14 protein-coding genes are annotated in these 19,725 nt (G+C 57.5%); 3 read left to right on the top strand and 11 right to left on the bottom strand.

The window, feature by feature from the left end:
* Positions 1-35: 35 nt before the first annotated feature.
* The 3 genes from ACZ9C1_RS00345 (at position 36) to ACZ9C1_RS00335 (ending at position 2,273) form a co-directional block, all read left to right on the top strand.
* Positions 36-683, top strand: a complete 648-nt coding sequence (locus ACZ9C1_RS00345; protein WP_023629104.1) for an FMN-dependent NADH-azoreductase — start codon at positions 36-38, stop codon at positions 681-683.
* A gap of 1 nt (position 684) precedes the next feature.
* Positions 685-1,545, top strand: a complete 861-nt coding sequence (locus tag ACZ9C1_RS00340; RefSeq protein ID WP_023629105.1) for a glutathione S-transferase C-terminal domain-containing protein — start codon at positions 685-687, stop codon at positions 1,543-1,545.
* A gap of 344 nt (positions 1,546-1,889) precedes the next feature.
* Entirely contained in the window at positions 1,890-2,273 is a 384-nt protein-coding gene (locus ACZ9C1_RS00335; protein WP_476253373.1) for a hypothetical protein, read from the top strand.
* A gap of 169 nt (positions 2,274-2,442) precedes the next feature.
* Here ACZ9C1_RS00335 and ACZ9C1_RS00330 read toward each other — a convergent pair whose 3' ends face one another.
* The 11 genes from ACZ9C1_RS00330 to ACZ9C1_RS00280 form a co-directional block, all read right to left on the bottom strand.
* The gene (locus ACZ9C1_RS00330) at positions 2,443-2,913 is read right to left on the bottom strand and encodes a hypothetical protein (RefSeq protein ID WP_476253372.1); all 471 of its coding nucleotides are present in this window, start codon (positions 2,911-2,913) and stop codon (positions 2,443-2,445) included.
* Positions 2,914-2,992: 79 nt separating this feature from the next.
* Complete coding sequence (locus ACZ9C1_RS00325; RefSeq protein WP_476253371.1) at positions 2,993-3,280, bottom strand: hypothetical protein; 288 nt, start codon at positions 3,278-3,280, stop codon at positions 2,993-2,995.
* 82 nt (positions 3,281-3,362) lie between these two features.
* The gene (locus tag ACZ9C1_RS00320) at positions 3,363-3,695 is read right to left on the bottom strand and encodes a hypothetical protein (protein WP_476253370.1); all 333 of its coding nucleotides are present in this window, start codon (positions 3,693-3,695) and stop codon (positions 3,363-3,365) included.
* A 75-nt stretch (positions 3,696-3,770) separates the two neighbouring features.
* Positions 3,771-4,259 carry a hypothetical protein gene (locus ACZ9C1_RS00315; protein WP_476253369.1) on the bottom strand — a complete coding sequence of 163 codons (489 nt, stop codon included), beginning with the start codon at positions 4,257-4,259 and terminating at the stop codon, positions 3,771-3,773.
* A 171-nt stretch (positions 4,260-4,430) separates the two neighbouring features.
* A complete protein-coding gene (locus ACZ9C1_RS00310) occupies positions 4,431-4,742 on the bottom strand; it encodes a MafI2 family immunity protein (RefSeq protein WP_476253368.1) in 312 nt (103 codons plus the stop codon).
* Between the two features lie 145 nt (positions 4,743-4,887).
* Positions 4,888-5,451, bottom strand: coding sequence for a hypothetical protein (locus tag ACZ9C1_RS00305; protein WP_476253367.1), 564 nt, complete (start codon positions 5,449-5,451; stop codon positions 4,888-4,890).
* Between the two features lie 770 nt (positions 5,452-6,221).
* Complete coding sequence (locus tag ACZ9C1_RS00300; RefSeq protein WP_476253366.1) at positions 6,222-6,458, bottom strand: hypothetical protein; 237 nt, start codon at positions 6,456-6,458, stop codon at positions 6,222-6,224.
* 297 nt (positions 6,459-6,755) lie between these two features.
* Positions 6,756-7,394, bottom strand: coding sequence for a hypothetical protein (locus ACZ9C1_RS00295; protein ID WP_476253365.1), 639 nt, complete (start codon positions 7,392-7,394; stop codon positions 6,756-6,758).
* A 484-nt stretch (positions 7,395-7,878) separates the two neighbouring features.
* Entirely contained in the window at positions 7,879-8,196 is a 318-nt protein-coding gene (locus ACZ9C1_RS00290; RefSeq protein WP_476253364.1) for a hypothetical protein, read from the bottom strand.
* A 224-nt stretch (positions 8,197-8,420) separates the two neighbouring features.
* A complete protein-coding gene (locus ACZ9C1_RS00285) occupies positions 8,421-8,915 on the bottom strand; it encodes an SMI1/KNR4 family protein (RefSeq protein ID WP_110704628.1) in 495 nt (164 codons plus the stop codon).
* Positions 8,912-19,708: a two-partner secretion domain-containing protein gene (locus ACZ9C1_RS00280; RefSeq protein WP_476253363.1), complete on the bottom strand. Its 10,797-nt coding sequence runs from the start codon at positions 19,706-19,708 to the stop codon at positions 8,912-8,914. The genes ACZ9C1_RS00285 and ACZ9C1_RS00280 overlap by 4 nt, the downstream gene beginning before the upstream one ends.
* Positions 19,709-19,725 lie beyond the last annotated feature (17 nt).

The raw sequence follows: 19,725 nt of genomic DNA, 5'->3' as shown, positions 1-19,725 counted from the left end.
TGGCTATCACACACATCACAGAAAGGATTCGCGCAATGAATCACAAGGTCCTGGTCATCCGCTCCTCGATCAAGTCCGACGGCGGCTTCTCCGGCCAACTGGTGGACAACTTCCTCAAGCAGCTCAAAGAGGTCAACCCCGAAGCTTCGGTGGCGGTGCGCGACCTGCACGCCCAGCCCATTCCGCACCTCAATGCGGTGACCATGGACGCCCTGTTCGGCGGCGACGCCAGCAGCATCGAGGCGGCTGCGGCGCTGAAGCTGTCCAATGAGCTGATCGAAGAAATCCAGGAAGCCGACCGCGTGGTGATCGGCCTGCCGCGCTACAACTTCGGCGCACCGTCGATCCTGCACACCTGGGTCGACTACATCGTGCGCGGCGGCGTCACCTTCACCTATGTCGACGGCGCCCCGGTCGGGCTGCTCGACGACAAGCCGGTGCACGTGCTCAACGCCAGCGGCGGCGTCTACAGCCAGGGCACCGACACCCTGGCCGGCTGGCTGTCGCAGACCCTGGGCTTCGTCGGCCTGAACAGCGTCGAATTCATCTACGCCGAAGGCCTGGGCATGGGCGAAGAGAGCCTGGCCGCGGGCCTGGCCGCCGCCAACCTGAAGATCCAGCACAGCATCGCCGCCCTCGGCGAGCGCCCATGCCCAAGCCTGGCCACCGCAGTAGGGAGGTAAGATGACCCGCAGCCAAGACAACCCGTCGGTCCAGGAGCTGTTCCTCAGCGAACTGGTGGCCGAGCCCAACCGCTACCACCTGTACATCTCCCACGCCTGCCCGTTCTCGCACCGGGTGCACCTGGTGCAGAGCCTGCTGGGTCTGGAAGATGCACTGGACGTGACCTCGGTGGCGGCGCGCCGCCACGACCAGGGCTGGGAGTTCGACGAGCACGACCAGGACCCGCTGCACAAGGACGTCACCCTGCTGTCGAGCCTGTACGAGCGTTCGCGCCCGGGCTTCACCGGCAACCAGTCGGTGCCGGTGCTCTGGGACCGCCAGCAGAACCGCATCGTGCACAACGATTCGGCCGAGCTGGCGCTGCAGATGGCCACCCGCCTGCTGCCCCTGGCCAAGACCCCGATCGACCTGGTGCCCGACCGCTCCAGCTGCGACATCGTCGAGCTCAACCAGTGGCTGCACACCAACATCAACCGCATGGTCTACCACATGGGCTTCGCCCCGGACCAGGCGAGCTACGACGAGGCCTACAAGCAGTTCTTCGCGGCCATGGACACCCTCGAGCACCGGCTGCGCAAGCAGCCGTACCTGGTGGGCGGCAAGCTGAGCCTGTCGGACCTGTTCCTGCTGCCCACGCTGATCCGCTACGAGGCGGTGTACTACGTGCACTTCAAGGCCAACCACAAGACCCTGGCCGAGTACCCGGCGCTGTACCAGTACCTGGTGCGCCTGACGCAGATCCCGGCGATCTACCGCACCATCGACATGGCGCATATCAAGCTGCATTACTACTACTCGCACAACCACATCAACCCGACGCGGATCGTGCCGCAGGGGCCGGCGTTGAGTTGGTTGAACTGAGCAGCTGGCGTTTGCGGAGCAGGACCGCTTTGCGGTCCTTTCGCGGCAAAAGGCCGCTCCTACAGGAGGCCGCATCCCCCTGTACGAGCGGCCTTTTGCCGCGAAAGGGCTGCAAGGCAGTCCCGGCGGCTTAAGTCGAGAGCAAACTCCAAGCATCTTGAACGCATAACTTACAGATGAGTGCGATTAAGCATTGTACGAAAAGTAGTATGGTGTTTCAGGCCACTTCAAGATCCACCAATCCTCCAGTAGACTGCGCACTTTGGCCGGATTAACCCGCCACGCCATGAGATCTGGAAATTATGGAAAAAAGTGCACCTCAGGTAAGAAACGCTCCACGTCCGATGCTAGTCACGTATGCGGCAATCTACTGCCTGCTCATCACCTGCAAAATTGTCTATTGGTTAGTCAGCGAAGGATGGGAAATGGCAAGGGTGGGTGATTTCGCAATGATTATGCTGGTGCCTCCAGCACTGTCATGCATTCTACTCGTCACAAGCAGCGTGTTGTTGTACAGGCGCAGCGCGAAGTCCGTATGGTGCCTGCTTGGGGCACTGCTCTTTGGGCTGACGCTGATCCCGCTCATGTTCCCAGAAATTTTTCGCCTTCCGGCGAGCTTTTACCCGCAGGCTTTTTGGTACGTACTCCCGGGCACCCTACAAGCAATGCTGCTGGTTGCTGTCTGGATCTACAGCTTGCGGATGCGCCAGAACGGTTACCTCAAATAAAAATTGCCGCGTTCAAAGCCCTGCCTCGTGCGGGGCTTTATCCATTTGGAGCTGCAGGTTTCAATCCAGTCCACGCTAGACTCTAGTGATACAGAGCATAAAACTAGAACACGACTATACGATAATTAAAATAGCCATACCGGAATGGCAGCTGCTAACACTTGATCATCTAAACTCCACCTACTCTGAAATCCCTCAGCAAAAAAAGTGCATCTTTTTGAGCACGACACCGAACCCTCTTGAGACTTGAATAGTAGTACGCCATTAAGCTCACCGCATTCGGATATCTATATTTCGCAGCCATCAACTCCTTTATAACCACAGCCGTCTTCATTCGATGTACGAACAGCCGAACAACGAACTGCTTGATTGTATTACTTCCACCATCTGCAAGCAGGCTTCCAATCAACTGCACTTGATAATAAACTGGCAAGTGGACTCGAGCTGCAACATCTGCACCCAGACGAACATTAAAACTGGCCAGTACCTGCACAACTTCCATTCTTTTACTACCTGACAACGGGCGTATTTCTTTGCAGAGGGCATTCTCAGAACGACTGTTCCTATTGACAGCAAGATTAGAAACCAGGTTTTCAATTCTATCGACCAATGGTTGCTCTCTCAGCTTTTGATCACTCATTTTTAAACACCCTACAGAAGCTTAGCCACTGGCGAAGAAAAAAGAGACAGGTTGGCCTGCCGCTTCTTCTCCTTTTACATCAGACATTCTGCGTGAAGATTTCTATAAGACTTTCAAAAGCCTGACGTACAGAGCCTTGCTCTTCTGGCGAAAACAAAAAATTCATAACTTGCTCTTCAAGGACACAGTCATATATATCAACCCCAACCCAACCCTTGGACCAACATTCTACAGTTCCAAGCTTACCAAAGCCTTCCAACTCTATCCGTTCAAGATCACCAAAATCCCCATCAGAGCATGACGAATACTCCAGAGAGCACCCCTCTACAAATGGACTTATACATTCATTGAACCATGAAGCAGTCATTAGATCTCTCACTTACGGCTAAAAGGCAAAAGGAGAAAAATAGATCTATCCGCCCCTTTACAGCAAGTCAGCACAATAGCTTTCACTCTACACATTCAACCGAGAATGACGAGAAGCAGAAGGACAACTTCCCATCCTCATGCTCGCAAAACTCATAACGCACCCTATCAAAACCAGCATCAACCTTATTCACGCTCATGTGCATCAACTGCGTTAATCCGCCGCCAAGATCTCGTGAGGTAAATTGGCTTACATCAATAAAGCTGATACGTACCGCATCAGCCCCTGCATTTTCAGACGCCGCAATTAATAGAGACAAATCATAGGCCATAGCATTTTCATCAAACTGCATACTCATGGAATGCAAGCAATTATTGGCAATAAGCAACTCATTCAATTCCGAAACACCAATCATTGTTTACCCCACAAATCAAAATGGACAAATAGGTCTACCCATGACAGCGAACGACAAGAATCAACAATTAAATTGCTATGTTTTATCATCAGGAGACTGCCACATTTCTGCCAGCCCAAGCTGAGTCTCCACACTACCGTTCGATGACAATATAAATAACACAGCCTCTTCATATCTCTCCAGATCACTAGCGAGCCACGACTCTCCCTCTCTAGCAAGGTGAAACTTTACCACCACTCCAAATCCATCAACTAAAACAATTGCAGCAAGCCCTCCGCCTGCATTGGAAAAGTTTCGCCACGCCGCGAAAACCTCTGAAACAAACAGGATCGCCTGCGACACATGCCCCAAAAGCACATAGTCCTCTACATGTATAGAGTTAACAAAACACTCATACCCGACACTATCCGGAAAATCTGAAGCCGCAACGCCAACACTCAGATCGTGCAAAGACTTTAAAAAAACACACCCATCCAACATTAAGAAACCGGTCTCAATTATCTCCCCTAGCTCACGCCCAACAACCAATCCAGCCAAGTCCAGACTAGCAAGCTCACTTCGCATTGTTCTGTTCATTAAAATCATTACGACCCCAAGTATTGCTTTACCCCTCAAAAGTCAAAGTAGGGCAGATTTTGTTTCTCTGGCCCAGCCTGACTGCTCGTTCTCTTAGAAACCACAGGAATAGAAAATCGAGCAGAAAGAATAGTTCAGCCCCTTTTCAGCCGCTCAAGCTTATGAACCAATTTTCTCCCGTCTTCTATAAGCCACTCTTCCCACTTCCGAATATCCAGGCAGTCGTCCACTACCGACTAACACCTCATATCGACTTTTCAGATCTCCGCCTTGGTAGGCCGCATATTGACACATCACATCTACAACCTCATCAACATCCTCCTCATCATACTCTTCCAAGTAAAACCTAGTGACCCACTCTTCGCCCTCAAAGGATATAGCAACCATTCTAAAATTAGGGGAAACAGCACCGACCAAGGCTTGAACAAGCATCAAAACCTGATAATTCCAACGCTTGAGACTCTCACTCATTTTGCACTCCAATTCGAACCCTAAAGGAAAGAGATTGATCTGCTCTACAATAATTTTGGCCTGCCCTGCTTGACTGCTCTACCCCTCCCGCCCCTCAAGAACCGAATTTATATTAGCAAAATAGATCTGCAAACCTATAACTCATTCAGCGCGAAACTTCTTCAATCCTACCAAATGCATCTACGTAAGCTGCCTTCAACGCAAGACTAACAGCATTTAATGTCTCGGATTTCAAATAGACCAAATCCCGACCAACCAACTCCTGGCCTGCCATTTTTATTTTTACACGCGACTGCCCCGTATATTTGGTCGTTCCAACATACACCGAGAGCCTGGCCTCGCACGCATAATACTCAGGACTTCCCCAAGTCTTGACGAAAATCCGGTCAATCTCGACTCTGGTTTTTATGCTCGCATCTGCATCAGACCCGATAGACCGTTTGGTAAACTCAGACCAATCGGTGACTGGGACGTTAGCAAAACCCTCATACAAACCCGTTTTGTAGTTGGCTGCATGCCACACCACCTTACTACTCTCGGAACAGTGAGTGCAGCGCTCGTCGCCGGATACACTGGTTATCGTTGAGTGAGTAATTTTGCTTTTGATTGAAGATAGCTCTGCGTCTGTAGTGTAGGCGGCGAAATGCAGTTGATTGGTTACGCAGCCAGACAAAGAAAAAAACAAAACAAACATTACATTGAACTTCACTGCCACCTATCCTTTTCTTGCAATAACTCAAATAACGAATGGAAAATTGACAAACTTAATTTCACCACTCTAACTCCACCTACCATTAATTACTGCTCGCCCCTTCGTCCTCATCGACACCGGAATCAAAGTGGAAAAACGGTCCTTCCCGAACAGCACATGCATTTTTTTGCGCCAAACTAAACCAATCCAAACTTATCCAAGCAGTCTATGACCTCTCTGGCATCTACCAACATCACCAACCCATCTTCATTCAATTTACAAAATCCTTCAGCCTGCAAACAGGAATATACTTCCACAAATTCAGAGGAGACATCCTGAGTAAAGGGATCCTCCGTTATAAATTTCAACCCAGCCCTGACGGGAATTATAAACAATGATACATAGGCAGCCAAGGACACGCCCTCAGCCTTAGACTGCAAATAGTGATCCATCTCGTCATAGGCGTAACCAAGAGCCTGATACAATGTGAGGCCTCGTTCACTAATACCTCGTTTAAATACCATTTCCATCTCGGAGCGTATTTCTAAATAATTCACAATCACCTCAGGAATAAATCTCGAAGAAGGCAAGAAAAAAAGGAGAAAAAAGGAAAAAAAGGTGAACAAAAGGGGACAGATTTATTTTCTCTACTCTAATTTCGGCTTGCCCTGCGTGGCTGCTTTAACCCCTCGAATGCACAGCATTCGAAATTAGAGCAGGAAAAATAAATCTGCCCCCTTTTCTCACTCTTTTTTTCACTTTTACTTTAGATCTGCCCCCTTTTTTTCCTACTTAAGCAAAGAGCCCCGAGCCAAACTCAGAGACTCCAAAAAACCATCCAAAGGAACTCGCAATGTCGCATCTTTCAAATCAGCAAATATTTCCAACTCTAGATCCTCCTTTCCTTTATCTTGGTTGATCTGGGCAATTGGCTCACCTTTATATTTAATCTCTGTCGTGAGATGCTCATACCTCACATCACTAGAGCGCAGAATTTCAAAATCGCGATTTCGTTCGAGTCTCATAGTCACAGCTTCGGGTCAAGGAATGTGGAGAAGGAACGATCACTGTTATAGCGCATACCTCGACCATCAGGCACTCGAATTTCGAGCCCTCCCCGACTGAGGTTTGTGTACACAGCGTTCTGGGCAAAAAGAGGCAAAAAGGGGACAGATTTATTTCCCCTGCTCTAATCTCGCCCTACCTACATGAAGGCTGGATCCGCTCGCCGCCAGGAATCGAAATTAGAGTACGAAAAATAAATCTACCCCCTTTTTCTGCTCAATTACTTCGCCCTCAAAATCCGAAGTGAACTAAAATCCTCAAGCCTTGCCGGCTATGTATGGAGACACTAAAAAATCCTTCGCAGCAAGAGCGCACCTTCCTCCGGCACTCCAGAATCTGAAATATGCTTCCAGATTAATTTTAAATGTAAATAAAGGCTGCCCAATATACCAAGCAAGGTAATAGTCTGCAGCCAATCCATACAGAGCTTCAAATAAAGCAAATACTTGTTCAGTATCAGAAGCCCTGCTCTCTCTAATTGCATCTGCTATCTCTTCAAACAACCAATAATGGGGGATATCCTGCTGAAGCGAGCACTCCAACTCCTGCGTGGTAACAAAACGCACTTGAGAATTATGACAAATCTCAAGAATTTCGGAATCGTCAAGCACGCCACAGACTTTTTCTTGCTCTTTTAGCCACTCCCTCCCTAATTTAACAAGCTCATCTTTAGCAGCCCCATACTTAGGCAGAAGATACAAAGAACCCGCCAACTGCCCAGAGGAAATAACACTGCCAGCTCTACTAGTCAGTTCCTCTGCAAATGGAAAATAGCCAAATATACACTGAAGTTCTTCAACACTATTGTGTGCCTTTAATAGCCCCAGAAAATGGGATTTATCAAAAACTGCTTTACCTTCGCAGAAAGCGCACCAATCCGACAACAAAGAATTCATATCTATATCCCTCTCGAACTTCACAGAAAAGGGAGAAAAGGGCGGAGAAAAGGGGACAGAATTATTTTCTTTACTCTAATTTCGGCCTGCCCTGCATGGCTGCTAGATCCCTTCGCCACCAGGAGCCGGAATTAGAGCAAGAAAAATAAATCCGTCCCCTTTTCCACTCTGGTTGCTTATCACATTTCTTTTGATAATCATCAGTGCTTCCTTCCGGCAATCACATCGGCATCCTTCAGTACACCGCTACAGTTCGAGCACGCCTCGAATTTATCCCCTTGACTCTGCTTCGGTGCCAGCTTGTATCAAAAAAGGGGAAATATTTATTTTCCCTGCTCTTATCTCGCCCTACCTACATGAAGGCTAGGTCCGTTCGCCGCCAGGAACCGAAATTAGAGTAGTAAAAATAAATCTATCCCCTTTTCCTTTTTGCTCAGGATCGAAATTAGAGCAGGACAAATAAACCTGCTCTCGCCCAATCACTTCAACCCCTAAACGGATCAAACAAAACACTTTCCCCTAGTACCCTTGCCTCTAAAGCAAAAGCATCCAAAGAGCAAAAAAAACCATCCATCCCCTTTGTTGCTCTTGACATATCTTTCAACTCGATCCGCAACCGATCCAACTGCTCTCCAGAGTACAACCCATAATCATCAAGACACAGTTCCGAGAGCAGTGGATAGTCTTTAGGCTTCGCATCTAAGAGCATTGAAATGGCGCCGCTAGGAATTTTAATTACCTTCAGCATTCCATCCAACCCCGCAGCTGCCCTTTCCTTACTCCACAACAGAGCACAGTACATTCAGAATGTTTTCCCTGGAAAAGCGTTCAAAAAAGGGGACCGTTCAAAAAGGGGACAGATTTATTTTCCCTGCTCTAATCTCGCCCTACCTACATGAAGGCTAGGTCCGTTCGCCGCCAGGAACCGAAATTAGAGTAGTAAAAATAAATATGTCCCATTTTCCGCTCAAGAAAAAAAGACCGCCTCCTTTTCCCTACCCATACCCATTTCCGCTTTCACTCTACTCACATAATTCTCAACAAATCACCACAAACTAAAACCTTAAGAGCACCTTTGCTCTCAGCAGCCAAAAGTTTCAAAAAATCTAACAGATCAACACCTGCCTCTGTCACAACATCAGTATTCGAATCATAGTGATAGACAGCATCACTTAACGAGGTCTGGAGAAAGTAGTACTGCGTCTCGGATACAAGCGAAAAAACAAAAGGCTTATTCAAGAAACCGTAGTGACCTGCCTCCTGCATTTGCGAGAAGAAGTCAACCTGAAAAAGCAAATGTTCCCTCACCATCCAAGAGGTGCGATACAACTGAACCTGAGAGTCTCCGATTAACCCCCCGTCGCATTTCCCCATCCCGCTCAAGAACAACTTAAGTTGCCCCTCTATGCGAATATCGTACAAACGAGAAATCTTATCCAGCTCGCGCTCACTATAACCAACACAATTGACAACACTCTGCTCATCTTTGAACAAATCGGCTAAGAAATCTTTATTATTCATGGATTCACTCCAGAACTGCCCTCAAAGAACCTTACATTGAAAGATGGATTATTTTCCGCAAAACTTTTACTTGTAACCGTGCACCCAGAACACATACCAGGATTCGAAGCGGATGTGTTTTGTACCCCAAGCGAAACCTTCGCACTTTTCCCAGCGTACACATCTTGGAAATAGCTCATAAGCTTTTGCTCAGCGTGATTAAAGTTAGTTGAACCATTCAAACCATTTACAACGCTTTCGACCGCTTTTGAATCAACTTTTACAACCTTATACTCAACCCCAGCAAGGGTGACTACATCTGGAGCGTCGCCTCTCCAACCCTTTCCACTCACCGACAGAAAATACTGCGTTTGCCCTTCTATTTCCACAGATCCCGCTGCGATTGAAAGGCTATTTTTGTTTGCACTTCTGACGAATGGAGTCAAATTTTCACGCAGGAGAGCAGGATCAATCGCCGCATCTGGCACCTTGTCAAGCGAGTGCACGGACAGGTTCTTCGGGAAAGTACTTGCCTCGGCCATTGCAGCACTAACCCGCTTGGCCAGCAACGCCCGCAACACAGCAGGCGCCCCTGTCATCGCCAAAGCGACATCCAGGTCCACCGTTACATCCTTCACACCGCCCGTGGCAATGACCGAGATACGCTCCATCAGGTCTTTCATTTCCGCCGGGCTGCTCGAGACCTGCCCAATCTCGCGCATGTAGATCGCGGCATTCTTCTCACCAAACTGCCGCTTCCATGCCTCGGGTACAGTGTCTACTTCACCGGCCCAACTGTTGCCCGAGGCTTGTGTCCATTTCGAGTCGGTGTTGAACAAGCCATGGTCCTGCCTCTGCATTCCAGTCGCCTGGAATGCCTTCACCTCATCCCCATCTGCCATGATGGGACGGCCGTCTTTCCAGGTCAGGACGATATCCTGGGCGGCCAGTTTGGAAATGCTGTCCTGGGCGATCTGCAGGTTTTGGGCAAAATGCAGCCCCTCAGGTTTCTTCGGGTCATACATCTGCAAGAGCACCTGCAGGCGTTTGTTCTCCGTCTCGTCCACCTCAGCGTTGGCGGCCAGCAACAGCAGGTCTTCCCATGAAAGGTCGGTCCCAGGCTTGCCCAGCCGCTTTTGCAACTCGGCCGCCTCGGTCGTCAGCGCCTTCTTTTCAGCGTCATGCAAGAGACGGTTGTAAGAGGTCGCATTGCCCGCAACCCAAGACCCCGTCTGCAGGTCCTTGGCTTCGCCCCCAGCAGCAGCAGCCGTCAATATGCCGATGAGCTGCGAGTTCATCACCAACAGGCGGTTCCTATCCTCTTTCGGGATTTTGGTGTACTGATCAGCCAGTAACCCGACCACCGCTTCGTTCACCCCGGCCGACAGGGCACCAATTCTGAAATCGCCGCCAGCTGCCTCTGCGGCCAAACCGCCCATGAGGGCGTGCAGCGCGATCTTGGGTAACCCCCCATCCTTCAGGTTGAGTTTGTTTTCTCCGCTGATATCACCAACCCATTTGAATCCAGCCGCCGCAAAAGTGTTAACCAGGCTATTGCGCAAGGCATCGCTGAACGAGCTGTTACCGCCTAGTGCGCGGTCGAGCACAGCGGACGTACCGTTCTGCAACATCTGACTGCCGGCGAAACGCCCGATCCCGTCCAGCGTGGAAAGCCCACCCGGCGGCAACACGGTAGTAGCGTTGACGACGCCTCCGGTCGACCCCGCAGCAGCAACGGCGTCGGTCTTGGTTCCGGTCCAACCCTCGAACAGCCCCGCAGTCAGCCCTGCCGTGATACCCGAGACAGCGTATCCTCGCAGTGCATCCTTGGACGTCACGTCCTTGAGCACCAGGCTCAAGTTGCCCTTGTTGTTGATGGTGCTGATGGCAGCATTGCTGGTCAGGCCCATCGCGCCTGCGGTCACTATCGCATTGGCCCAACCAATGCCCTGCAAGGACGCACCTGCGCCAGCGGCCCACATGCCGCCCGCAGTGGTGGCGGCCGTAGATGCACCAGCGGCCGAAGCTCCACTGGCAACCAACCCACTGGCCGCACCTGCGGTGAAATAGGCGATCAGGATGGCGATGACCATCTGCGCCCCTGCCCCAAGCCCGGAATGGCTGTACTTGAAGGAATCATGCACCTCCTTCACCTGCCGCCAGTCCACATCCCCGCGCTTCTCGACTTCCTTCAGCCAAGCCAGCTGTGGATCGGCCGCAACCATCGCATCGATGCTCTGGCTGATGGTCGCCTGGTCGACATGTTTCACATCGACCTTCAAGCCATCCACCGCCTTGATCACCAGGTCGCCCTTGGCGGTCAGCTGGCTCTGACGCAGGGTCTCGTCGGTGCTGCCCTTGCCCTTCATGCTGTTCCAGGCAAGGTCACCCTTGGACTTCTCGTGACTCTCCTGATGCATGTCCTTGACCGCTTCGAAGGTCACCGAACCGCCGCTATCAATGGTCAGGTCCGCACCAGAGGCGAGTTTCGCGCCCTGGTACAGCTGGTCACCGCCGCTCTCGAGGGTCAGGTCGCCACCACTGGTGATCTCACTGCCCACCGCCTTGACGTCGGTCACTTCATCACGCTGGGTCTTCTTGCTCCCCCAACCACCCTTCTTGTTCATGTCATACAGCGAGTACTGGCTGTCGTTGGCGGCCAGCAGCTCGAGCTTGTCGCCGGCCACCAGGTAGGCTTCGTCGCCGGCGCTGGCCTTGCTCGCCACCATGCGCAGGTCGCGCCCGGCGTCGATGGTCAGGTCGCCGCCGGCCTTCACTTCGGCCGACTGCTGCTCGACGTCGTCTTCCTGACGCTCGTACTTGGTCTTGCCTTTCTTGCCCTTGGCGTAGCTGTGCTCCTCGTTCGCCGCGGCGGCCAGGGTCACGTCGCGCCCGGCCTGCAGGGCCAGGTCGCGGCGGGCCTCGATTTCGCTGGCGACGATGCTCAGGTCCTGGCCGGCCGTGGCGGTGAGGTTGCCGCCGGCCTTCACCTCGCTGCCGTACTGGGTGATGCTGGTGTCGTGGCCACTGACGCGGCGGCGCTGGTACTCGTGGCTGTCGACACCTTCCTGGCTGGCGATGATCAGGTCACGCCCGGCATCGAGGTCGATGTTGCCGCCGGCCTGCACGGCGCCGCCGACAATGCCAATGTCCTGCCCCGCCGTGATGGTCAGGTTGTTCGCCGCCTCGATGCGCGCGGCGGTGTCGACCAGGTCCTTGGTCACGTGCTCACCGCCCGCGCGGCCTTCCAGGCGGGTGACGCTGCGCTCGTTGATCACGTCGCCGGTCAACGCGGTAAGGCTCACTTCACGCCCGGCGATAATCCCGCCCTGGGCGTTGCGGATCGACTCGGTGGCCAGCATGTCCAGGCGCCCGCCCGCTTCCATCAACCCGGCGTTGCCGATGTTGGTGGCGCTGACGGCGAGGTTGTTGGTGGCGCGCAAGGTGCCGACGTTGACCAGTTCGCCGCCGCTGATCAGGTTGACGTCGCGGCCCTGGATCAACGCGCCGTTGGGGGCCACGCGGCCGTTGGCGTGGGCCAGGTACAGCACCGGGGCCAGCACCGTCTCGCCGTTGACCTCGATGTTTTCCATCCACACGATGTCGTGGGTCAGCGCCGCCACCTGCTCGGCGCTGAGCGACACGCCCACGCTCAGCGACAGTTTGTCCTTGCTGGCGATGGCGTTGTCCATCAGGTAGCGGAACAGCGTTTCGTCGCTGGTCATGCCGTCGATGTAGCGCTGCCCGGTACGGGCCACCACCGCCTCGCGGATCAGGCGCTGCTCGTAGAGGCCGTCGCCCAGGCGCTTGATCGCCTGGTCCGGCTTGATATTGAGCTGGCCGAGCATGTAGTCGGAGCTGAGGAACTGCTTGAGGTCGGTGAGGACCGGGTTGGTCTCTACCAGGTACTTGTGCGAGACGCTCGGCACGCTGCGTTCAGGCACGCCCTGGACCAGCTTGACGCCAGCGGCCAAACCGCCCAGCGCCACGCCGGAGCCGGCCACGGCGCCTTGGGCAGACGCCGCGCTGTCGGCACCGAGCGCCGACGCCGCGCGGCTGTCGGCGCTGGCTGCTGTGGCCAGCGGTGCGATGAAGGTGCCGCTGCCGGCTTGGGTGCGGTCAGCGGTCGCGCCCAGGGCGTCACCGCTGATGGCGGCCTGGCCGGCCTGGCTGCTGATGCGGAACAGGCCGTTGTTGCCCTGGGGCAGGCTGAAGCTGGGCAGGGTCACCGGGTTGACCTGGCGCTGGGCCAGGTCGGGCGGCAGCTGCGGGTTCAGCGCGCGCACCTGGGTCTGGGCCAGGCGCGGGTCGGCGGAGGCATCGCCACGGGCATTGATGGCGCCAGCACCGGCCTGGTTGGCGCGCACCACGCTGTTGTCGATGCGCTGGGTGGCGTTGATGGTTACCGAACCTGCCGACTGCACCACGGCAGGCGCCACCACGGCGCCGGCAATCGGCGTCTTGTTGTCGATGACGTTGTAGATGCTGTACTGCGGGTAACCCGCCGCGGCCATCACCTGGTCGAGGGTCAGCGAGCCAGGGTTCTGGTTGAACTGGTTCTTGGCCTGGATGAACGCGTTGTACTGGGCGCGGTTGCGGGTGTACATGCTCGCGCTCAGGTTGCGTTGCTCGCCGCCACCGGCACCCTTGTTCTCGAACACGGCCGTGTTGATGCCAATGTCACCGCCCGCCGACACACTGCTGTAGTGGTTGCGGAACGCGGTGCCTGCGAAGTTCAGCTTTTGCCCGGCGGTGATGAAGGCCGTGGAGCTGTCCTCATCGATAACGTCCTGCCAGCTTTCGGTGGCCGAGAAGTAAAGCTCGCAGCCTTTGCCCTTGCAGCCGTCATCGGAATAGACATTGACGTTGCCGGCCACCAGTTTCTGTTTGGAGGTGAGTTTCTCCTTGCGGTTGAGCAAGGTGTCCACGGCCAGGGTCATGTTGCCGGCACTTTCCAGGCTGCCGGAGATGTTCTCCAGCAGCACGGCGCGGGCGCTGGCGTTACCGGCCAGGTCCAGCCCGCCAAGGCTGTAGAGGTCGCCGTAGTAGTTGGTGAAGGTGCCCACGCGCAGGGTCATGTCGCTGCCGCTGAACAGCAGGCCGCGCTGGTTGCTCACTGTGTTGGCGGTGAGCTTCACCGCCGTGGCGCCGCCGAGGGTGCCACGGTTTTCCAGGGTGGCGGCGTTCACCGTGAGGCCGCCCAGGGCGGTCAGGCGGCCATCGTTGCTCAGCAGGTTGCGGGCAGTCACCACCGTGGTGCCGCCACCGGCCAGGCTGGCGGCGCTGGGCAGGCGGATATCGCTGGCCGACAGCCCCAGATCACCAAGGCTGCTCAGGCGGCCATTGCCGTCATAACTGCCACGCAGGTCCAGTTGCAGGCTGCCGTCACTGGCCAACAGGCCATGGTTGGTCCAGTCGCCGCCACGGCCCTTGAAGCTGTCGACGGCCAGCAGCTTGCCGCTGGCGGTCTGCTCAAAGCGCTCGATGTCCAGCTCCAGGCGCCGGGCCTGCAGCACGCTGCTGTTGGTCCAGTTGGCCGCAGCGATGCTCAGCAGGCCATCGGTATGCAGCACGCCACCGGCACGGGTGACTTTGTCCGAAGCCAGGCCGAAGGTGCCCTGGCCGGTATGCAGCAGTTGCCCGCCCGTGTTGCTCAGCCCACCCACCTGCAGGTCGAGGTCCTGGTTGGCAGTGGCCAGCACGCCGTTGTCGTTGAGCAGGTCGCCTGCAACGATGAAGCGGCTGGTGCCGGCCTTGCCAAGGGCGCGCAGGTTACCGTTGCGGTTGTCCAGCAGGCTGGCGCGCAGTTGCAGGTCGCTTTCGCTCTCCAGCTGGCCAAGGCCGTTGTACAGCGCACCGCTCAGGCCGAAGTCGATACGCCCGGCGCCGACTTTGCCGCCCTGGTTGAGCAGTTGCTGGCCCTGCAGGTGCAGCAGCCCGGCGGCGTACAGGCCGCCGCCCTGGTTGTCGAACTCGGCGGTGACGAGCTGATTGTCGCCACCCAGGGCCGAGAGGTAGCCGCCCTGGTTGTTCACCCGGGTGTCGGCCTTGATGTCCACCGACTGCGCCTGGGTGGTGCCGCCGCCGTTGTCGAACAGGCCGCTGAAGACGCCCTTGAACAGGCCTTTGGCCGCGCTGAGCATGCCGCTGCCGCCGTTGTCGAGGCTCGCGGCGTGCAGCTCGAGGCCGCCGGCCTGGCTCTCCAGGCGCCCGCCGTGGTTGTTCAAAGCCTTGTCCAGGCGCACTTCGATGGCGCCCTGGCTCTTCAGCGTACCGGCCTGGTTGTCCAGGGCATTGGCGTGGATGTCGAGCTTGCCGTGTTCGCTGAACAGCAGGCCATCCTGGCCGTTGAGCAGGTCACCGTCCAGGCGCAGTACCAGGTTCTGCTGGCTGGCCAGGTTGCCGCCGCGGCTGTTGTCCAGCGTCGTTGCGTCGACGCGCAACAGGCCGTGGCTGATCAGCTTGCCGCCGTTGTTGGCGACACTGCCGGCCTTGAGCAACAGGTCGGCGCCACTGACCAGGCGCGCGCCGTCGGTGTTGAGCAGCGCCTCGGCCAAGGTCAGGTCAAGCAGCGCGCGGCTGGTCAGCTGGCCCTTGGCGTTTTCCAGGCGCTTGCCAGTGACGGTGATCACCTGGCCGTTGATCTGTCCGCCCTGGTTGTCGATGACGGTACCGTCCTGGTCGAACGCCAGGTCGCCGGTGGCGGAAACGAGGCCGCCGCCGCTGTTGTCGAGCCGCTCAGCGACACTTAGGGTGATGGCCTGTTCGGAAGAAATGATGCCCTTGCGGTTGTGCAAGTTGGCTGCGGTGATCTGCTGGCTACCCTTGCTGACCAGGGCGCCGAGGTCACGGTTGTCGAGGGTACCGCCCAGGGTCACGGTGAGGTCGCCGTCCTTGCTGGACAGGGTACCTTCGCCGCTGTTGTTCAGGTCGGTCCCCTTGGCCAGCAGGCCCTGCGCGCCGGAAATCAGGCCCTTGGCGCTGTTGTCCAGCTGTGGCGCCTCCACGGTCAGCCGGCCATCGCTGAGGATGCGCCCCTGCTGGTTGTCGATGCGTTTGGCGAGCAGGTTGTAGGATTGCTGGCTGGTGATTTCGCCGGTGCTGTTGTCGAGCTTGCGCAGGTTCTGGATGTTCAGTGGGCCGTTGGCGCTGATCAGGCCGCCCTGGTTCAACAGGTCGCCGCCGTTCAGGTCAAGGTCGAGCTTCTGTTCACCGATCAGCCGCCCCTGGCGCTGGATCAACGTGCTGACGCGCAGCAGCAGGTCGCCCTTGGCGGAGATTTCGCCGCCCTGGCTGGAATCGACCTGCCCGGCCACCAGCGTCAATGCGCCATCGCTGTGGATCCGACCGCCGCGCTGCAGGGCATCGGCGCCGTTGCGCAGATCGCCGGTGGTCAGCTTCATCGCCTGCTTGCTGCTCAGGGTACCGCCACGGTTGTCGAGCTCGTGGCTGTCGACGGTCATCGCCGCCTGGCTGGTGAGCTGGCCGCCTTGATGGTTGTCCAACTGGCCGGTAGTGACGGTCACGCCGGTGTTGCCCGACAACAGGCCGCGCTCGCCGTTGAGCAAGCCGGCGCTGGTCACGGTCAGCCCGCCAACGGCGGACAGGATGCCCTCGTCATGGTTGTCGAGCTGCTCGTCGATTGTTGCCTTGAGGGCCTGGCCGCTGGCCAGGCTGCCACCACTGAAGTTGTCGAGGCTGACGGCCGCGACCTCGAGGTCGTGGCTGGCCGACAACACCCCCTTCAGGCTGTTGTCGAGGACGCCGGCGATGCGCAGGGTCAGGTCCTGGCTGCTGACCACTCGCCCACCCCGGTTGTCGAGGCGGCTGGCGACCAGGCTGAAACCATGACTGCTGGAAATCTCCCCGGCATCGCGGTTATCGACCACGCCGATCTGGCGCAACAACAGGCTGCCCGGCGAGCGCAGCAGGCCGTGGTCACGGTTCATCAACTGGCCATGCTGCAGGTCGAGGTCGATGCCGGTCGCGCTGACCAGTTGCCCGTGGTCATGCTGGTCGAGGCCGGTCAGCGTGGCGTCGATCTGGCCGGCGGCGCTGATGCGGCCATAGCCGTAGTTGTCGAGCTGGGTACCGACCAGCAGCAGGCTGCCGGCACCGATATTGCCCTTGGCGCTGTTGTCGATGGCGCCGCTGCGCAGCTCGGCGTGCTCCTGGGCGCTGATGATGCCGAGGTGGCTGTTGTCCAGGCGACCGGCCTTGAGCAGCAGCCCGGTATTGGTCACCAGGGTGCCGCCCTGGTTGTCCAGCAGCTCCTGGCTGGTCAGGTCCAGGGCCGCGATGGCCGAGACCTTGCCGCCCTGGCGATTGAGCAGCGTGCCGGCATTCAGGGTGACGCTGGCGTCACTGACGATCAGGCCGGCGTCGCTGTTGTCCAGCTTGCCGTCCAGGGTCACGTCGATGTGCTGGTGGCTGCTCAGCTTGCCGCCGTTGTTGAGCAGCTCGGTGCCGTGCAGGCTCAGGCGGTCATGGCCACTGAGCAGGCCCTTGTTCTGGTTGAGCAGGCGCTGCACGGTGAGGGCCAGGCCACGGTCGCCGATGACCTTGCCACCCTGGTTGTCCAGCAATTCGCTGGCATTCAGGATGACCTTGCCGACGCTGGAAATCTCGCCCTGCTGGTTAAGGATGCGCGCCGCGCTGATGTCGGCCACGCTGGTCGCGCCAATCTTGCCGCCCTGCTGGTTGTCGATCATGTCGGCGGTGAGCAGCAGGCTGCCCAGGCTGGTCAACTTGCCGCCTTGATGGTTCAAGGTGCCCAGGTGGGCCTCGAGGTCGCCCTTGGCGGTGATGTTGCCCAGGCGCTCGTTGTCGACCTTGCCGGCGATCAGGTCGAGGCGACCATCGCTCTGCAGGTGGCCGGCATCGCTGTTGGCCAGGCTCTCGACGTCGATAAGGGCCTTGCCCTTGGTAGTCGCCGCGCCCTTGTCACGGTTGTCGAAATGCCCGCCGGTGACGGTCAGCGAGCGGTCGGCGAGGACCAGGCCGCCGCGGTTGTCGAGGCGCTTTCCATCCAAGGTCAGGTCGCCGAGGCTCGACAGCAGGCCGTTGTCACGGTTGTCCAGGGTCGCCACCTTGACGCCCAGTGTGCCGTCGCTGCGCAGGTTGCCCTTGCCGCTGTTGTCCAGGCCCACGGCCTTGAGGTCGAGCAGGCGCTTGGCCGAAACCAGGCCGAGGCGGTTGTCGATGTCGGCGCTGGCGTTTACCAGTACATCGCCGCCGAGCAACTGGCCGCCACCGTTGAGCAGGCCGGCGGTGGTGATGTCCAGGCGGTCGGCACTGAGCTTGCCGCCGCCCTGGTTGTCCAGCAGCGCGTGGGTGGTCAGCCTGGCCCGGCCGTCGCTGCCGACCAGGCCTTGGTCACGGTTGTCCAGCCGGGTGGCGGTGACCTGCAGGCCGCCCTGGCCCACCAGGCGGCCGCCACGGTTGTCGAGGGTGGTGCCGACGTCCACCACGGCCTTGCCCTTGCCTTGCAGCAGGCCCTGGTCACGGTTGTCGATCGCGTTGGCATTGACCGTCAGGGTGTCGTCGGCCAGTGCCTGGCCTTTGCGGTTGTCCAGCTGGCCAGCCGTCAGGGTGGTGACTTGGCCCTTGAAGGTGCCGCCCTGGTTGTCGAGGGTGGTACTGCCGGTGGCCTCCAGGGTGCGGTTGGCCACCACGCTGCCACGGTTGCGCAGGGTCTGGCCGGTGAGGGTCACATCGCCGTGGGCATTGCGGGTGTTGTCCGGTTCCACGCCGGCTTCGATGATGCCCTGGTTGTCGATCCGCGCGCCGGTCACGGTGATGCTGTCCTTGGCGGCGAGGCTCTGGCCGACCGTTACCTCGTCACGCACGCGCACAGTGGCACTGCCGGCGGCGTAGGTCTTGCCGGTCAGCTCGGCGCTCTGCGCGGCGACCGTCAGGTTGCCGGCACTGGACGTCTGCGCCAGGGTCACCTTGCCGTTGGCGTCCACCTGGATGTCGCCGGTGGTGGCGGCCATGTTGCCGGCCAGCTTGACGCCCACGCCCTGCTCGGTGCCGACCAGGCGAATGGTGTTTGCATACATGCCACCCAGCGCCGAACTGTCGATGGCCAGCAGCGGTTTTTCGCCGCCCTCATCGGCACGCGGCGTGGCCTGCAGGGTGTCAGCCTTGACGTCGTTGCGCCCGGTGACGATGTTCAGCTGCTTGGCGTGCAGTTCGGTGTTGAGCTTGGCGCTGCGGGTAATCAGGTCGAACTGGTCGAGGTTGGTGGCATTGAGCGCATCGCCTTCGATGGCGATGTCGCCACCGTCCACCTGGAAGCGGTCGAGGCGCTCGCCGTCCATGATTGGCTTGCCGGTGGTGAGGGTCGCCCGCGGCGTGTTGATGAAGCCGCAGCCCTTGCAGGTGATGCCATGGGGGTTGGCGACGATGACCCGGGCCGCCTGCCCCGCCACCTCGGTGTAGCCCTGCAGGGTACTGCGGTTGCCGCCGGTGACCTGGTTGAGAATCACCTGGGCCGCCTGGCCCCTGAGGTTGGGGTTGCCGACGATGATGCCGCCCAGCTGGGTCGACTGGGTCTTGCTGGTGGCGTTGTTGAGGATCAGCCCGTTGCTGCCGACGTTGTAGTCGCGGAAGGTGTTGGTCGACAGGCCGCTGCCATTGGGCGTGGCGATATTGACGATCGGCACGCCGTTGCCGGCCTGCTTGAGGCTGGTATTGGCGTTGGCTGCCGCATCGACGGTCAACTGCGCGGCCGTGGCGACGATGGGGTTGAGGAACAGCACCCCCGCGACGATCAGGGCAATGCATTGGTTCAGTGGGGTGCGGATATCCATGTCGAACAAACTCCAGG

The organism is Pseudomonas sp. TE21435, from assembly GCF_056279265.1.
Note: the sequence above shows the minus strand (reverse complement) of the source record. Positions and strands in the feature narration are given on the sequence as shown.

Excerpts from the sequence above, each read along its gene's own strand:
- ACZ9C1_RS00280 (WP_476253363.1), bottom strand. The coding sequence starts at position 19,708 with ATGGATATCCGCACCCCACTGAACCAATGCATTGCCCTGATCGTCGCG.
- ACZ9C1_RS00290 (WP_476253364.1), bottom strand. The coding sequence starts at position 8,196 with ATGTACTGTGCTCTGTTGTGGAGTAAGGAAAGGGCAGCTGCGGGGTTG.
- ACZ9C1_RS00320 (WP_476253370.1), bottom strand. The coding sequence starts at position 3,695 with ATGATTGGTGTTTCGGAATTGAATGAGTTGCTTATTGCCAATAATTGC.
- ACZ9C1_RS00285 (WP_110704628.1), bottom strand. The coding sequence starts at position 8,915 with ATGAATAATAAAGATTTCTTAGCCGATTTGTTCAAAGATGAGCAGAGT.
- ACZ9C1_RS00340 (WP_023629105.1), top strand. The coding sequence starts at position 685 with ATGACCCGCAGCCAAGACAACCCGTCGGTCCAGGAGCTGTTCCTCAGC.
- ACZ9C1_RS00310 (WP_476253368.1), bottom strand. The coding sequence starts at position 4,742 with ATGAGTGAGAGTCTCAAGCGTTGGAATTATCAGGTTTTGATGCTTGTT.
- ACZ9C1_RS00300 (WP_476253366.1), bottom strand. The coding sequence starts at position 6,458 with ATGAGACTCGAACGAAATCGCGATTTTGAAATTCTGCGCTCTAGTGAT.
- ACZ9C1_RS00325 (WP_476253371.1), bottom strand. The coding sequence starts at position 3,280 with ATGACTGCTTCATGGTTCAATGAATGTATAAGTCCATTTGTAGAGGGG.
- ACZ9C1_RS00335 (WP_476253373.1), top strand. The coding sequence starts at position 1,890 with ATGCTAGTCACGTATGCGGCAATCTACTGCCTGCTCATCACCTGCAAA.
- ACZ9C1_RS00330 (WP_476253372.1), bottom strand. The coding sequence starts at position 2,913 with ATGAGTGATCAAAAGCTGAGAGAGCAACCATTGGTCGATAGAATTGAA.
- ACZ9C1_RS00295 (WP_476253365.1), bottom strand. The coding sequence starts at position 7,394 with ATGAATTCTTTGTTGTCGGATTGGTGCGCTTTCTGCGAAGGTAAAGCA.
- ACZ9C1_RS00345 (WP_023629104.1), top strand. The coding sequence starts at position 36 with ATGAATCACAAGGTCCTGGTCATCCGCTCCTCGATCAAGTCCGACGGC.
- ACZ9C1_RS00315 (WP_476253369.1), bottom strand. The coding sequence starts at position 4,259 with ATGCGAAGTGAGCTTGCTAGTCTGGACTTGGCTGGATTGGTTGTTGGG.